The 16,777-nt window shown below is 38.2% G+C and carries 9 protein-coding genes, 4 tRNA genes and 3 rRNA genes; all 16 read left to right on the forward strand.

Annotation, left to right across the window (positions count from 1 at the left end; genetic code table 11):
• Positions 1 to 2: 2 nt before the first annotated feature.
• Complete coding sequence (locus JDW14_01005; protein ID QQD65739.1) at positions 3 to 536, forward strand: hypothetical protein; 534 nt, start codon at positions 3 to 5, stop codon at positions 534 to 536.
• Entirely contained in the window at positions 533 to 1,312 is a 780-nt protein-coding gene (locus tag JDW14_01010) for a DUF4422 domain-containing protein (protein QQD65740.1), read from the forward strand. The genes JDW14_01005 and JDW14_01010 overlap by 4 nt, the downstream gene beginning before the upstream one ends.
• 12 nt (positions 1,313 to 1,324) lie before the next feature.
• Positions 1,325 to 2,305 carry an LCP family protein gene (locus JDW14_01015; GenBank protein ID QQD65741.1) on the forward strand — a complete coding sequence of 327 codons (981 nt, stop codon included), beginning with the start codon at positions 1,325 to 1,327 and terminating at the stop codon, positions 2,303 to 2,305.
• A gap of 67 nt (positions 2,306 to 2,372) precedes the next feature.
• Positions 2,373 to 3,728 carry a sugar transferase gene (locus JDW14_01020; GenBank protein QQD66464.1) on the forward strand — a complete coding sequence of 452 codons (1,356 nt, stop codon included), beginning with the start codon at positions 2,373 to 2,375 and terminating at the stop codon, positions 3,726 to 3,728.
• Complete coding sequence (locus JDW14_01025; GenBank protein ID QQD65742.1) at positions 3,728 to 5,200, forward strand: flippase; 1,473 nt, start codon at positions 3,728 to 3,730, stop codon at positions 5,198 to 5,200. The genes JDW14_01020 and JDW14_01025 overlap by 1 nt, the downstream gene beginning before the upstream one ends.
• Position 5,201: 1 nt before the next feature.
• Positions 5,202 to 6,308: a UDP-galactopyranose mutase gene (gene glf, locus JDW14_01030; GenBank protein QQD65743.1), complete on the forward strand. Its 1,107-nt coding sequence runs from the start codon at positions 5,202 to 5,204 to the stop codon at positions 6,306 to 6,308.
• Positions 6,309 to 6,456: 148 nt separating this feature from the next.
• Complete coding sequence (locus tag JDW14_01035) at positions 6,457 to 8,901, forward strand: LTA synthase family protein (GenBank protein ID QQD65744.1); 2,445 nt, start codon at positions 6,457 to 6,459, stop codon at positions 8,899 to 8,901.
• Between the two features lie 1,128 nt (positions 8,902 to 10,029).
• Positions 10,030 to 11,579: ribosomal RNA gene (locus JDW14_01040) — 16S ribosomal RNA — on the forward strand.
• A 76-nt stretch (positions 11,580 to 11,655) separates the two neighbouring features.
• Positions 11,656 to 11,729: transfer RNA gene (locus JDW14_01045), tRNA-Ile, on the forward strand.
• A 35-nt stretch (positions 11,730 to 11,764) separates the two neighbouring features.
• Positions 11,765 to 11,837, forward strand: a tRNA-Ala gene (locus JDW14_01050).
• 157 nt (positions 11,838 to 11,994) lie between these two features.
• Positions 11,995 to 14,884, forward strand: a 23S ribosomal RNA gene (locus JDW14_01055).
• A gap of 84 nt (positions 14,885 to 14,968) precedes the next feature.
• Positions 14,969 to 15,084: ribosomal RNA gene (gene rrf / locus JDW14_01060) — 5S ribosomal RNA — on the forward strand.
• Together the 16S, 23S and 5S rRNA genes with 4 tRNA genes alongside form the textbook arrangement of a ribosomal RNA operon.
• Positions 15,085 to 15,105: 21 nt before the next feature.
• A tRNA-Asn gene (locus tag JDW14_01065) sits at positions 15,106 to 15,178 on the forward strand.
• Positions 15,179 to 15,205: 27 nt separating this feature from the next.
• A tRNA-Thr gene (locus tag JDW14_01070) sits at positions 15,206 to 15,278 on the forward strand.
• A 217-nt stretch (positions 15,279 to 15,495) separates the two neighbouring features.
• Entirely contained in the window at positions 15,496 to 16,164 is a 669-nt protein-coding gene (locus JDW14_01075) for a hydrolase (GenBank protein ID QQD66465.1), read from the forward strand.
• Positions 16,157 to 16,777, forward strand: coding sequence for an NUDIX hydrolase N-terminal domain-containing protein (locus JDW14_01080; GenBank protein ID QQD65745.1), 621 nt, complete (start codon positions 16,157 to 16,159; stop codon positions 16,775 to 16,777). Before JDW14_01075 ends, JDW14_01080 begins: the two co-directional genes overlap by 8 nt.

The raw sequence follows: 16,777 nt of genomic DNA on the forward strand, positions 1-16,777 counted from the left end.
AAATGAAAGTTATTGAAAAAATTAAAAAGGGACTATATCCAAAAATCAATCCAATAGTGAATGCTATTGGTGAAAAATTTAATCGTGTTGAAGATATTCGAATGGGACTCTTGTGGTATCCGACAAAAACCAATTTTCCTTTACAATTATTATTCTTTGTTGTTACACCTAAGATGATAAGGATGAGTAGTACGATGATTGCCACAATGTCTGATGGGGAAATCATATGGAGTAAACAGCAAAATGATAATTGGGAAATAAAACTTCGAATTTTAAGCTATGAATTAAATAAAGATTATTCAGTAACATATAAAATTAAAGTAGATATTATGAACAAGATTATTTCGGTCGAGAATGAGGAAGGTGTTGTAACAAAGTATCCGTATTTGACAATAGTGGAGTGGAAAAACACTCCACATTTAGCTGATAGTGCCTTTTTTCACTCGTATCTGGACGATGTTATCTATCATTATCTGGTTGATGCTGGTGTTTTTGAAGAAGAAGATTACGATAAAGAATTGGAGTATGAAAGTTGAAAATTAACATACTAATTGCAACACATAGGCAAGTGAATTTGCCAAAATTACAAGGTTATTTACTTGTTCAATGTGGTAGTAAAATTAATGATAAAATTAAAACAGAATATCAAAGAGATGATGATGGAGAGAATATATCAGAATTGAATCCATATTATAGCGAATTAACAGGTCTTTATTGGGCGTGGAAAAATTTAGAGACAGATATATTAGGTTTAGTACATTATCGGAGATTTTTTGTGAAAAATAAGTCTGCGAAAGAATTGTTAGATAGAGTTTTAGACGCAGATTCAATCGTGAAATTATTAGAAAGTAAAGACATCGTCGTCCCTAAAAAAACAAATTACTATATTGAAACACTCGAAAGTCATTATTCCAATACCTTGAATGATTCGCATATTGATGTGCTGAGGAATATTATTATGACGAATTATCCGTCAGATATCCATGTATTCAATGAGGTAATGCAACAAACTGGTGGGTATATGTATAATATGTTTATTGCGAATAAAAAGATTAGCGATGAATATTGTGAATGGTTATTTCCAATTTTAGATGATGCCTATAAGATTATAGGGAATAAGGGAATGACTGAATTTGAAAAACGATATGTAGGCAGACTTAGTGAGTTACTCTTTAATGTTTGGTTAAAGAAAACAGGTTATTCTATCATCGAAGCACCTTACAAATATGAAGGGAAAATTAATTGGGTATATAAAATATATAGATTTTTATTGGCAAAGCTCATGAAGAAAAAATATACAGAAAGTTTTTAGAGGGAGGATATTATGGCTCATATTAGTCGAAAAGAATATTTTGCTGTGCAATCAAAACGAAAAAAACGCAAAAAAAGCAGAGTAATCAAAATAATTTTTTCAATTTTCTTGACACTTTTTTTAATTTCAGGAGGAGTATTATTATACTCGTACTATCATGTTTCTAAAACCTTTAATGCATTACAATCTAAATCCGAAGTAGAATTAAAAGAAGTTGTTGATGTTCGTAAAGAAGATGTGAAAGTGGGGCATGATTCAATAAGTATTTTGATGTTAGGGCTTGATACGGGTGAATTTGAGCGGACAGATAATGGAAGACCCGATATTGTGCTAGTTCTAACTTTAAATCCAAAGACGAAAAAAGGGATTATGACAAGTATCCCACGTGATACTTATACGGAACTAGTAGGACGTGGAGAGAAAGATAAAATTAATCATGCATATGCCTATGGCGGTATTTCGATGATGATTAATAGTGTACAGAAATTGTTGGATATTCCGATAGATTACTATGTAACAGTAGATATGGGTGGTTTTACAGAAATCATCAATCTTATTGGAGGAATTACGCTTACGCCACTAGAAACGTTCGAACAAGAGGGTTATTTCTTTGTTGAAGGCGAATCACAGGATATGGACGGGTCTACTGCACTCCAATATATTCGAAATCGTTATACTGAAAAGGGAGATTATGGGCGTCAAGAACGTGCAAGACAAGTATTAGGTGCGATTGCAGAGAAAGTAGTCAATGTTAATGCTATCGCTAATTTAGGTTCATATATGTCAGTAGTTGAAAAATATGTAGGAACTAATGTCAAGCTAGGTGATGTTCAGTCAATGCTAGGTGATGTTCCTGCTATTTTAAAAAATTTGAATATCTTACAATTAAAAGGTGCTCCATTAATGTTGAATGATATTTACTATGAGCAAATAAATGAAGATTCGTTATTATCAGTAAAAAATCAACTAAGAGAGAACCTCGAAATAGAGTAAGCGAAAATTAGGAGGGAGTTTATTGTACACAAAAACTCGTGAAATTGAACGGTTTATTGTATCCGCTATGGATTTAATTGCAGTCACCATTGCTGGATATATCACTTCGTTATTTACGAATGCAGAATTTGAATTCAATGATATTATCATTGTGTATTTAATTCATTTCGTGGCTTTCTATGTAGGTAATACATATAAGCATTTTCGTAGGAGAAAAATAACTCAGGAAGTAAAGACCGTAATGGGATATTCTCTAATTTTTTCTTTAGTGTTGTCGATTGTAATATTCTTTTCAAAAAGTTTTATACATATTTCTAGACGGGGAATGCTACTAATCAGTATATTGAATGGTATCTTTATTTTTCTAATTCATTTGTTCGTTAGGTATTATATGAAACAAAAAATATTTTCACTTAATTCAAAGAAAGTATTTGTCATTTTAGAATCTGACAAAGCAGATGAAATTATTGAGCGATTAGATTTTAGTAATACATTAGATGGAGAACTAAAAGGATTTACATTGTTTGATGAAGATGCGGATACAGTCAAAAAAATTCGAGCAAAGTTTCCTAACGCAAATTATGTAAGAGTCCATAATATGATGGAGTATGTGACAAAAAATGTAGTCGATGAAGTTCTCATTAATTTAAAATCAACATCAAATAGTGCAATCGAAAAATATGTAAGAGATTTGGAACTTTTAGGTATAGACATTAGTTTAAATATACCTTATTTTGATTTTGAGTCAGATGCGGATAAGAAAATTACTAAATTGTCAAAATTCAATGTGTTGACGTTATCCCATACTTTCTATAAACCTTTGCACGTTTTTGCTAAGAGAATGATGGATTGTGTAGGGGCTTTAGTTGGTTTGTTGATTACTATGTGTGTAAGTATGATTATTATTCCGTTGATTATGTTTGATAGTCCAGGTTCACCATTTTTCGTTCAAGAAAGAGTAGGGAAAAATGGAAGACGTTTTAATTTTTATAAATTTCGCTCGATGTATCTTGATGCAGATGAAGTGAAGAATAAGCTACAAAGTAGTAATCAGATGAAAGGTCTAATGTTTAAAATGGATAATGACCCTCGAGTAACGAGAGTGGGAAGTTTTTTGCGTAAGACTAGTTTAGATGAACTACCCCAGTTTTATAATGTATTAAAAGGAGACATGAGCTTGGTAGGGACAAGACCGCCTACTGTTGAAGAATATGAACAGTATACTCCACAACAAAAAAGAAGATTAAGCTTTAAACCAGGCATTACTGGATTATGGCAAGTTAGTGGTCGCAGTGAGATTACTGATTTTGATAAGGTAGTCAAACTAGATGTTGAGTACATTACGAATTGGACGATTTGGAGAGATATAAAAATTTTATTTTTAACAATTAAGGTAGTTTTAGCTGGTAGAGGTGCAAAATAATGGTGCAAAAAAATAAATCCATTACGATTAATTTTGTGATGAATTTTATCTTAACGATTTCAACATTTATCTTTCCATTAATAACATTTCCTTATGTTTCTCGTGTACTTTCACCGGTAGGGATTGGAAGAATTAATTTTGTGACGGCTGTGGTTACCTATTTTATGATGTTTGGAATGCTAGGAATACCAACGTATGGAATCAGAGCTGTCGCAAAAGTTCGTGATGACCAAAAATTATTAGCGAAAACAGTTCAAGAAATATTAATCATCAATAGTATCGCAATGTTATTTGTAAGTATTATCTATGTGATTGCTATTTTTACTGTTCCAAAATTTAATCAAGACTTTACGCTTTTTGTGATAAATGGGACGTTATTGTTTTTAAATGTTATTGGTATTGAATGGCTATATAAAGGGTTAGAAGAATATCGATACATAACTATCCGTTCAATCTTTTTTAAACTGATTTCAGTTATACTAATGTTTATATATGTTCGAAGTAAAGAAGATTATATAAAGTATGGCATTATTAATATTTTTGCAACAGCAGGTTCTAATGTCTATAATTTTATTAACATTAGAAAATATACGACGCTTAGATATAGAGGGAAATATGATTTTAAGCAGCATCTTCCCTCTATTTTTCGCTTTTTTATGATGTCAATAGCAGCTACTATCTATACTCACTTAGATACGGTGATGATTGGCTTTATGAAAGGCGATTATGATGTAGGATATTATACTGCTGCTGTAAAAAGTAAGACTATTTTAACGAGTTTAGTGACATCGTTAGGTGCAGTGTTATTGCCACGTCTTTCTTACTATATTGAAAAAAATGAACGAAATAAATTTAATGATTTAGCAATTAAATCCTTTAATTTTATTATATGGTTAGCGATTCCTATTACGGTATTCTTTATATTAAATGCCAAAGAAACGATATTGATTTTATCGGGAGAAACTTTTATAGATGCTGTGATTCCGATGCAAGTGATAATGCCTACGGTGTTATTGATTGGTATTTCAAATTTATTGGGAATTCAAATTTTAGTGCCATTACAACGAGAAAATGAAGTTTTACGTTCTGTTGCGTTAGGAGCGGTAGTGAACTTGATTTTTAATGCTATTTTTATTCCGATGTTAGGTGCGACTGGTGCTGCAATAGGAACTTTGATAGCCGAGTTAATTGTGGTGATTTATCAAATTTATGTGTTATCAGATACTTTTTCACTATTGATGATTCATCAAAAATGGAATGCCTTACTCTTAGCAAATATTGGTGCATTTTTAGCTGAGATATTCATGAATTATTTTATAATGCCCAAATTGTTGATTGTTAAAATGATAATGAATGCTATGGTATTTTTTGGAGTCTATGGAGTAATATTGTTAATAATGAAAGAAAATATGACGATGAATATTTTGTTGAAAATATTTACTAAGTTAGTTAAAAAAGATAGAGGAGTATAGAATGAAAGCAGATTATTTAGTAGTAGGTGCAGGTTTATTCGGAGCTGTCTTTGCCCATGAAATGGCAAAGGCTGGTAAAACTGTTAAAGTGATTGAAAAACGTGACCATATAGCTGGGAACATTTACACTAAAGAAGTTGAGGGGATTCAAGTTCATCAGTATGGGGCACATATTTTTCATACGAGCGATAAAGAGATTTGGGATTACATCAATCAATTTGCTGAATTTAATCACTATATCAATGCACCGATTGCGAATTATAATGGTGAAATCTATAATTTACCATTTAACATGAATACTTTTTCAAAATTGTGGGGAGTTAAAACACCACAAGAGGCAAAAGAGAAGATTGAAGAACAGAAAGCTAATTATGCGATAAAACGACCAGCAAACTTAGAAGAGCAAGCTATTTCATTAGTAGGGCCGGATATTTATGAAAAGTTAATCAAGGGCTATACGGAAAAACAATGGGGTAAAAAAGCTACGGAGTTACCGGCATTTATTATTCGTCGTTTGCCGGTACGATTTACTTATGATAATAACTATTTTAATGATCGTTATCAAGGAATTCCAGTCGGTGGCTATACAGCGATAATTGAGAAGATGTTAGCACATGAGAATATTACAGTGGAATTGAATACAGACTTTTTTGCTAATAAAGCTCACTATTTAGCGGAGTATCTACGCATTGTTTACACTGGAATGATTGACGAATACTTTGATTACCAGTTTGGCGTATTGGAGTATCGTAGTTTACGCTTTGAAACAGAGGTGTTGGATATGGAAAATTATCAAGGGAATGCCGTTGTCAATTATACAGATGCTGAAACACCATATACACGAATTATTGAGCATAAGCATTTCGAGTTTGGTACACAACCGAAAACGGTGATTACTCGAGAATATCCGCATCACTGGACGACAGAAGAAGATGCTTATTATCCAATTAATAATGAGCAGAACAATGCGTTGTATGCAAAATACGATGCTTTAGCGAAGTCACAAGAACAAGTGATATTCGGTGGACGATTAGGACAATACCGTTATTATGATATGCACCAAGTGATTGGTGTGGCGTTGAATATGGTTCATAAGGAGCTGAACTAATGTGCTAGGAAATGTTCGCAAAATACTTAACATGAATTTGCTTTCTCTACTTAAGAAGATTCAAAATAAAAATCAATTATTTTATTCACTATTGCGCGTAACAATAATGATAAATATTTTTATTTTGTTTGGGGCATCTCTTTATGTTTTGCGACCCTATTTTCATAGCGGTCTATCTGCCAATGAAGTGACAATTGTTTCAAAAGAAAAAGAACATCGCTCTCGACAATGGCTGAAAGACATTTATATTAATAATCGTGAAATAACCCAGTTTAATTCTACGCAAGAAAATTTTTCAAGCGAAATGAATGAGAATAAATTAGGGGTAATTTGGAAAGCAGATGAAACAGATTCGAGCATAAGTATTAAAGTTTCTACAATAGAAAAAATTTCTTTTGAGTATTTTAAAGATATATTTATGGGAGAAATAGTAATTCTAGTCGATGGAAAGGAATACCAGCGAATTGACTCGTTTAGTGAGGATTGGGGCTGGGAAAGTTTCCAAATAGATTTACCAAAAAGCTTGGCTATTACGAAAAAAAACTATCTGTTTTATTTGATATATCTCATTGCGGGTATCATGACCTATCTTTTCTTTACAAAGAAAGTATATGAAAACATAAGGGTGAAAGAATTATTTTCGTTAAGTATTTTATCGCTGTTAATTTTGAGCATTTTGATTTCAACTTATTTATTGGGCGATGTTCAATCTGTTAAATTTTTAGGTGGTGAATACCTTTCTAAGAAAAGCATCATTTGTTTAATGCTATTTTTGGAGTTTGCTTTATATATTATGAATAAAGTATTGGCTACAGTCGGTATTCTGAATAATAGAACATATGTAAAAATAGGGTATCACTTAATGTTGATGGCGTTGGTAGCAATCTGTTCGACACGTCTAATTGAATCTGGATATTCTAATGTTAATTATATGTTTCCAGGTAAACTAAGTATCAATGTCTGTATATTATTTTTAATATTACTGCCTACTGTAGTGAGTTCAAGATTATTTAAGTTATTTTCGATTATGACTTTCATGTTATCTGCAATGTTGGGTATTATAAATGATAGAATGATTTTTTATCGTGGACAAGTTATTTCGATGCAATTCCTAAAACAATTGAAAATGTTTGGAACAATTGCGAATAATTATCATATAACTCTTGAAGAGCAACATATTATGGTCATAACTTATGCTTTGTTTTTAATTATGATGTTAATGCTCATTACCACTAGATATAAGTTGGAAGTGAGACAGAATAAATTTAAGCTAAAGACTATATTATGTTTTGTGATAATCTCGTTCTTTAGTTACTTTTCTATTACAACGATAGTATCTAAAAATGATATTCATCTTAGTTATTGGAGAATGCAAGATGTTTATCGTTCAAATGGGTTTCTATTATCTCATTTGAAATATAGAGAAAATGAAAAAATAGAAAAACCAAAGGGGTATTCAGAGGAGAATGTATCCAATATACTTTCGCAATATAAGAATTTTGAACCACATAATAAAAAGTGGCCAAATATTATTATTATTCAAAATGAATCTCAGGCAGACTATTCACCTGTCAAAGATTTAAAATTTTCTGAAGATCCTTTTCGTTTCGAAAATTCATTAGTAGACAATACGGTGAAAGGTTCTTTGTATGTTTCTGTACAAGGTGGCGGAACTGCTAATACGGAGTATGAAGTTTTGACAAGTAATACACTTGCATCTGGAATCAGAAATGTTTTTCCATTTCAGACAATAATAAAAAATGACAGTCATAGCATTGTTGATTATTTAAACAGTTTAGGTTATTTAACTGTAGGTATGCACCCTTTTTCAAAAGATAATTATAATCGATTCGATGTGTATCATTATTTAGGTTTTGACAAGGTGTATTTTTTAGATAATGATACTCCAATTGATGATATTGCAGATGTGAACTTTGAGCGTTCATTTGTTTCAGATGAGTCGCTATTCAAAGGAATAATGGAACTGCATAAGCAAAAAGATGATCAACCACTTTTCGCATTTGCTGTTACAATGCAGGGGCATGGCGGCTATCAAACGCAAGACTATCAAACCGAAGTAGGAATCAATATGGAAAATGCATTGGAAGAAGAAGTATATTTTACTCTAATGAAAAAGACTGATAATGCATTTGAAGAATTGATTAATTATTTTCAAAAGATAGATGAACCTACAATCGTTATCATGTATGGAGATCATCAACCAACGCTATCACAAGGGTTTTATTCAAAATTTATGGAGAATTTACCGTATTCAGATCGTTATCGTACCCCATTTGTTCTATGGGCAAACTTCGATATTTCAGAAGAGCAAAATACCATTCTCAGTCCTAATTTTATTATTCCAACCTTACTTTCTAAATTGAAAAATAGCGATAATCCTTTACCGATTAATTCGTATTATCAGTTTTTAATAGATGTAATGGAAGAATATCCTGTTTATACGACATGGGGCTTTAAAGAGAAAATTGATAAGTATTCTGAAACGATTGATACAAAATTATATCAAGAATATATGCAAGTCCAATATAACAAAATATTTGGAACGTATCCTAGTAAATTGTTTTTACCTTAGGAGATAGGGAGTAGAAACACGAATTGTTATCAATTCATTTGAAATGATTATCCAGAACAAGTAAGACGTTGAGGATTTTTGAGATGATAAGACCAATAATAAAATATTTACGTTAAATTTTTGATTGAATTAAAGGATTCTCCGACATCTTGTGGGGTCCCGCAAGATGTTGGCAACAGAGAATGGGGAGTCCCCCGACAACAATTGGGGAATAAAGCAGAAAAACCATCGTGAAATTTTACGATGGTTTTCTGCATTTCTTATAGAACGTTCGTGATAATGAATAGATGATTGTTAATTAAGATTCTCTTAACTCCTTATTTAAGAACATAAAACATTCGATTGTTGATATTCCTTTATAATATAGAGTAATAGCCTTTACTATGAAAGTCAGAGTTAAAGCAAAATGGACAATGATGAATACTATCCAAAAGGAAACACCGAATTACATCATGAGGGCTAGAATCAATTGACTGAATACGATAAACGGGTAAATTAAAAAATCGAGTAATGAGTTCCTGATAATTGTTCATAAAAACTTCCTAAAATATAAAAGCTGAACGTTCCAGATTGAAATTAGTTAAGACGATGCAAATTTCAATTTGGTACATTTGGCTAGAAATAGTTGAATATTTATATCAGTGTATATCTAGGGTGAGATATGTCTTGTGTATAATTAATTAGGAAATCGAAAATGGGGAAAAGTTTTATTTAGAGTTATTCAATAGCAATAACGTTATAAATTAAAAGCTTAATAGGAGCGATAGCGCTCATAAAAATTCTCGACGAAAATATTTTTTCGAAATTTCAAAAAAAATTCGAAAAAGTATTGACTGACAACATAAAGGATGATAGTATAAGGGAGTTCTCAGGAGAGAACACGAACGAGCGAAAAAAGTTTTAAAAAATCTAAAAAAAGATGTTGACAAACTTAAAAGCTTGGAGTAATATATAGGAGTTGTCACAAGCGGCAACGAAAGCTCATTGAAAACTAAACAAAGAACAAACCAAGAATGTGTAGGGGATAGCAATAGCTATCACAACCCGAATAATAAATTCGAGACAGAGGGACACCTCTTAAAAAATGTAAGCTAGTAAATAGTAAGAGTCAAAGAAGACTCATGAAACTTTCATGAGAGTTTGATCCTGGCTCAGGACGAACGCTGGCGGCGTGCCTAATACATGCAAGTCGAACGAACGGAGACGAAAGCTTGCTTTCGTCGAAGTGAGTGGCGCACGGGTGAGTAACACGTGGGAAACCTACCCTTCAGCGGGGGATAACAGTCGGAAACGACTGCTAATACCGCATAGAACTTTCTGCCGCATGGTGGGGAGAGGAAAGGCGCTACGGCGTCACTGAAGGATGGTCCCGCGGTGCATTAGCTAGTTGGTAAGGTAGCGGCTTACCAAGGCGATGATGCATAGCCGACCTGAGAGGGTGATCGGCCACATTGGGACTGAGACACGGCCCAAACTCCTACGGGAGGCAGCAGTAGGGAATCTTCCGCAATGGACGCAAGTCTGACGGAGCAACGCCGCGTGTGTGAAGAAGGTTTTCGGATCGTAAAGCACTGTTGTTAGAGAAGAACGGTTGTAAGAGGGAATGCTTACAAAGTGACGGTATCTAACCAGAAAGCCACGGCTAACTACGTGCCAGCAGGCCGCGGTAATACGTAGGTGGCAAGCGTTGTCCGGATTTATTGGGCGTAAAGGGAGTGCAGGCGGTTAATTAAGTCTGATGTGAAAGCCCACGGCTCAACCGTGGAGGGTCATTGGAAACTGGTTAACTTGAGTGCAGAAGAGGCAAGTGGAATTCCATGTGTAGCGGTGAAATGCGTAGATATATGGAGGAACACCAGTGGCGAAGGCGACTTGCTGGTCTGTAACTGACGCTGAGGCTCGAAAGCGTGGGGAGCAAACAGGATTAGATACCCTGGTAGTCCACGCCGTAAACGATGAGTGCTAAGTGTTGGAGGGTTTCCACCCTTCAGTGCTGGAGTTAACGCAATAAGCACTCCGCCTGGGGAGTACGGCCGCAAGGCTGAAACTCAAAGGAATTGACGGGGACCCGCACAAGCGGTGGAGCATGTGGTTTAATTCGAAGCAACGCGAAGAACCTTACCAGGTCTTGACATAGGATGCATAACCTAGAGATAGGTGAAGTCTTTCGGGACATCCATACAGGTGGTGCATGGTTGTCGTCAGCTCGTGTCGTGAGATGTTGGGTTAAGTCCCGCAACGAGCGCAACCCTTATCACTAGTTGCCAGCAATAAGATGGGGACTCTAGTGAGACTGCCGGTGACAAACCGGAGGAAGGTGGGGATGACGTCAAATCATCATGCCCCTTATGACCTGGGCTACACACGTGCTACAATGGATGGTACAACGAGCAGCGAACTCGCGAGGGTAAGCGAATCTCTAAAAGCCATTCTCAGTTCGGATTGTAGTCTGCAACTCGACTACATGAAGCCGGAATCGCTAGTAATCGCGGATCAGCACGCCGCGGTGAATACGTTCCCGGGTCTTGTACACACCGCCCGTCACACCACGAGAGTTTGTAACACCCGAAGCCGGTGGCCTAACCGTAAGGAGGGAGCCGTCGAAGGTGGGATAGATGATTGGGGTGAAGTCGTAACAAGGTAGCCGTATCGGAAGGTGCGGCTGGATCACCTCCTTTCTAAGGAGTAATGGAACTACCATTCTTGAGACTTTGTTTAGTTTTGAGTGAGCATTCACTCAAGGGTTATAAATGCGGGCCTATAGCTCAGTTGGTTAGAGCGCACCCCTGATAAGGGTGAGGTCGATGGTTCGAGTCCATTTAGGCCCATGCTTTTAAAAAGTGAATAAAAGCACCAGCAACATGGGGGATTAGCTCAGCTGGGAGAGCGCCTGCTTTGCACGCAGGAGGTCAGCGGTTCGATCCCGCTATTCTCCATTGCTAGTAATGACTAGCAAACAAGCCCATTGAAAACTGAATAACCGAAAACAAACAAATTTATACAAAGCATATAAATTAAACCGAGAAATCAAACCGAGTTAACAAAGAGTTAACAAGAAAGTTATCTGAGAGGATAACGAGCGCAAAAATAAGTGGTTAAGTAACAAAGGGCGCACGGTGGATGCCTTGGCACTAGGAGCCGAAGAAGGACGTGACGAACGACGAAATGCGTTGGGGAGTTGTAAGTAAGCTATGATCCAGCGATGTCCGAATGGGGGAACCCACTACGAGTAGAAACGTAGTACGCGAAAGCGAGGTAGACGCAGAGAACTGAAACATCTAAGTACCTGCAGGAAGAGAAAGAAAAATCGATTCCCGGAGTAGCGGCGAGCGAAATGGGAAGAGCCCAAACCAATGTGCATGCACATTGGGGTTGTAGGACTGCAACGTGGGAGTGAGATTGATAGAAGAATGACATGGGAAGGTCAGCCAAAGAGAGTGAGAGCCTCGTATTCGAAATTGATTGAACCTCTAGCAGAATCCTGAGTACGGCGGGACACGAGGAATCCCGTCGGAATCCGCCAGGACCATCTGGCAAGGCTAAATACTACCTAGTGACCGATAGTGAACCAGTACCGTGAGGGAAAGGTGAAAAGGACCCCGGGAGGGGAGTGAAAGAGTACCTGAAACCGTGTGCTTACAAGTAGTCAGAGCCCGTTAAGGGGTGATGGCGTACCTTTTGTAGAATGGACCGGCGAGTGACGTTACCGTGCGAGGTTAAGCTGAAGAAGCGGAGCCGAAGCGAAAGCGAGTCTTAATAGGGCGAAAGTACGATGACGTCGACCCGAAACCAAGTGACCTACCCATGAGCAGGTTGAAGGTGCGGTAAGACGCACTGGAGGACCGAACCAGGACACGTTGAAAAGTGTTTGGATGACTTGTGGGTAGCGGAGAAATTCCAATCGAACTTGGAGATAGCTGGTTCTCTCCGAAATATATTTAGGTATAGCCTCAGAGTGAGAGTCAAGGAGGTAGAGCACTGTTTGGACTAGGGGGGCGCAAGCTTTACCGAATTCAGATAAACTCCGAATGCCATGTACTCATCTCTGGGAGTCAGACTGCGAGTGATAAGATCCGTAGTCGAAAGGGAAACAGCCCAGACCACCAGCTAAGGTCCCAAAGTAATTGTTAAGTGGAAAAGGATGTGGAGTTGCACAGACAGCTAGGATGTTGGCTTAGAAGCAGCCACCATTTAAAGAGTGCGTAATAGCTCACTAGTCGAGTGACTCCGCGCCGAAAATGTACCGGGGCTAAACAATACACCGAAGCTGTGGATTCTAGCGAAGAGCTAGAGTGGTAGGAGAGCGTTCTATTAGCGGAGAAGTCATACCGTAAGGAGTGGTGGAGCGAATAGAAGTGAGAATGCCGGTATGAGTAGCGCAAGACGGGTGAGAATCCCGTCCACCGAAAGACTAAGGTTTCCAGGGGAAGGCTCGTCCGCCCTGGGTTAGTCGGGACCTAAGCAAAAGCCGATAGGCGTATGCGATGGACAACAGGTAGAGATTCCTGTACTTGGTAAGTATCGTTTGAACGAAGGAGGGACACAGGAGGCGACTCCACGCATCCGGATGGAAGAGGATGTGCAAGCAACGAGTCTTGATAAGAGTGAAATGCTTTTATCTGGAAGGGTGAGTTGTGACGCGTAGCGAAATAAAGTAGCGAAGGTGGATAATCAAACTGTCGAGAAAAGCTTCTAGTGAGATACAACCAACCCGTACCGCAAACCGACACAGGTAGTCGAGTGGAGAACACTCAGGTGATCGAGAGAACTCTCGTTAAGGAACTCGGCAAAATGACCCCGTAACTTCGGGAGAAGGGGTGCTGATGGAAACATCAGCCGCAGTGAATAGGCCCAGGCGACTGTTTATCAAAAACACAGGTCTCTGCAAAATCGAAAGATGACGTATAGGGGCTGACGCCTGCCCGGTGCTGGAAGGTTAAGAGGAGAGGTTAGGAGCAATCTGAAGCTTTGAATTGAAGCCCCAGTAAACGGCGGCCGTAACTATAACGGTCCTAAGGTAGCGAAATTCCTTGTCGGGTAAGTTCCGACCCGCACGAAAGGCGTAACGATCTGGGCACTGTCTCAACGAGAGACTCGGTGAAATTATAGTACCTGTGAAGATGCAGGTTACCCGCGACAGGACGGAAAGACCCCATGGAGCTTTACTGTAACTTGATATTGAGTGTTTGTGTGGCATGTACAGGATAGGTAGGAGCTGAAGAATCGTGAACGCCAGTTTACGAGGAGGCGCTGGTGGGATACTACCCTTGTGACATGGACCCTCTAACCCGCGTGCGAGGAGCACGGGAGACAGTGTCAGGTGGACAGTTTGACTGGGGCGGTCGCCTCCTAAAGAGTAACGGAGGCGCCCAAAGGTTCCCTCAGAATGGTTGGAAATCATTCGCAGAGTGCAAAGGCAGAAGGGAGCTTGACTGCGAGACGGACAGGTCGAGCAGGGACGAAAGTCGGGCTTAGTGATCCGGTGGTACCGCATGGAAGGGCCATCGCTCAACGGATAAAAGCTACCCTGGGGATAACAGGCTTATCTCCCCCAAGAGTTCACATCGACGGGGAGGTTTGGCACCTCGATGTCGGCTCATCGCATCCTGGGGCTGAAGTCGGTCCCAAGGGTTGGGCTGTTCGCCCATTAAAGCGGTACGCGAGCTGGGTTCAGAACGTCGTGAGACAGTTCGGTCCCTATCCGTCGCGGGCGTAGGAAATTTGAGAAGAGCTATCCTTAGTACGAGAGGACCGGGATGGACGCACCGCTGGTGTACCAGTTGTTCCGCCAGGAGCATCGCTGGGTAGCTATGTGTGGGAAGGATAAGCGCTGAAAGCATCTAAGCGCGAAGCCAGCTTCAAGATGAGATTTCCCATTCTTAGGAAGTAAGACCCCTGAAAGACGAACAGGTAGATAGGCTAGAAGTGGAAGTGTTGTGAGACATGGAGCGGACTAGTACTAATCGGTCGAGGACTTAACCAAGAGATTGATTGGGAGTTTGGAAGGTTATTCAGTTTTGAGTGAGCTTGGAGACAAGATTACTTAAGAGACAAGACGAATTCTCTGTGTGGTGACGATGGCAAGAAGGACACACCTGTACCCATGCCGAACACAGCAGTTAAGCTTCTTAGCGCCGATGGTAGTTGGACTTTTGGTCCTGTGAGAGTAGGACGTTGCCATGCAGGAGAAGTCGTTAGTGTCATTCCGCAATAGCTCAGCTGGCAGAGCGCATGACTGTTAATCATGATGTCGTAGGTTCGAGCCCTACTTGCGGAGTGTTTTTTTATTTTCAGTTAATTTATTGCCGTTTTAGCTCAGTAGGTAGAGCGCTTCCATGGTAAGGAAGAGGTCGCCGGTTCGATCCCGGCAAATGGCTGTACAATGTTGCCGAGCTATTGCTCGGTTTTTTGATTTTTTTGGATAATATTTGTATACTGAAGACATAATTTTTAGAAACGAGGTGCGTCTATATGGATTATAATGAGCTAGAACGGAATGTGAGTGAGCTTAATGTTAGTGGATATGAAGCAATTAGTACTGAAATTGATGAGAATAATCAATCAGTGTTAGTTTTTAGCGATAGACAAGCAAATATTGGTAAAAAAAGTGCACCTAAATTTGAGTCAAAGTTAAGAACACGTATTGTTGAAGTGCCTAAAGAGATATATGAAGCGTCTGGAATTGAAATTTTTGGCAAACGGATTAAATCATTATTATTTTCTACAGATGTGGCAATTATTCGTAATTCAAATGCACAATCGGTGATTGCTGTTTATCCATTTACACCGCTTGCAACGATTATGCAATCAATTGTGAGTATTGCATCAGTACCTGTTTTCGTTGGAGTTGGTGGTGGGACGACTACTGGAAGTCGTAGTGTCTATTTAGCTATTCAAGCAGAACAAATGGGTGCGTATGGTGTCGTTGTGAATGCACCTATGGAAAATAGTGTGATTAAAGAAATTAGTATGAATATTGATATTCCTTTGATTGCGACTGTTTCCAGTTTTAATGATGATTTTTTAGGTAAAATTAGTGCTGGGGCAACGATGTTAAATGTGTCTGGTGGTGCTCGTACTGCTGAATTAGTTGCGCATATTCGTAGTGAAATTGGTGATGCTTTTCCTATTATCGCTACAGGTGGGTCTACACCTGAGCAAATTAGGCAGACGATTCAAGCTGGTGCTAATGCGATTACTTATACGCCGCCAACTTCTGCTGAAATTTTTGCAGAGTTGATGAAGAAGTATCGAGGTGAATAAGTTGAACATTGTAGATTGGGCTAAGGAATTACATGCTCTTGCTGAAACTGGGCTGTTTTTTACTAAAGATGTTTTTGATAAGGAACGTTTTGAACGTATAAAACAAATTTCTTTTGAAATGCTAGCTCAAGTAGCAGAGGAGCCGGTTGATAAGATTGCAGAATTATATTTAGAAGAAAAAGGTTATCAAACTCCTAAAGTGGATACACGTGCAATTGTTTGGCGTGGGGATAAATTGTTATTGGTACAAGAAAATGACGGATTATGGGTTTTACCGGGTGGCTGGATGGATGTTACTCAGACGATTTCATCTAATATTCGTAAAGAAGTGTTTGAAGAGGCTGGAATGGAAGTTGAAGTTGGGCGTTTAGTGGCGATTCATGACCGAAATATACATAATCCTGGACTTAATCCTTTTACAATTTTAAAAATTTTTGTAGAGTGTCAGTATGTTTCAGGAATGTTTCGACCTAATTCTGAAACAGTGGCGAGTGGATTTTTTGCAGAAGATGAAATACCACCTTTAATGGAACGCAAGACGTCCACCGAACAAGTGAGATTGGCGTTTGAGGCGAAGAAACAAGGCGAAAAATGGCAACCAATATTTGATTAA

The sequence above is a fragment of the Aerococcaceae bacterium zg-252 genome (assembly GCA_016237705.1).
GTDB classification, from domain to species: domain Bacteria; phylum Bacillota; class Bacilli; order Lactobacillales; family Aerococcaceae; genus Globicatella; species Globicatella yangjingiae.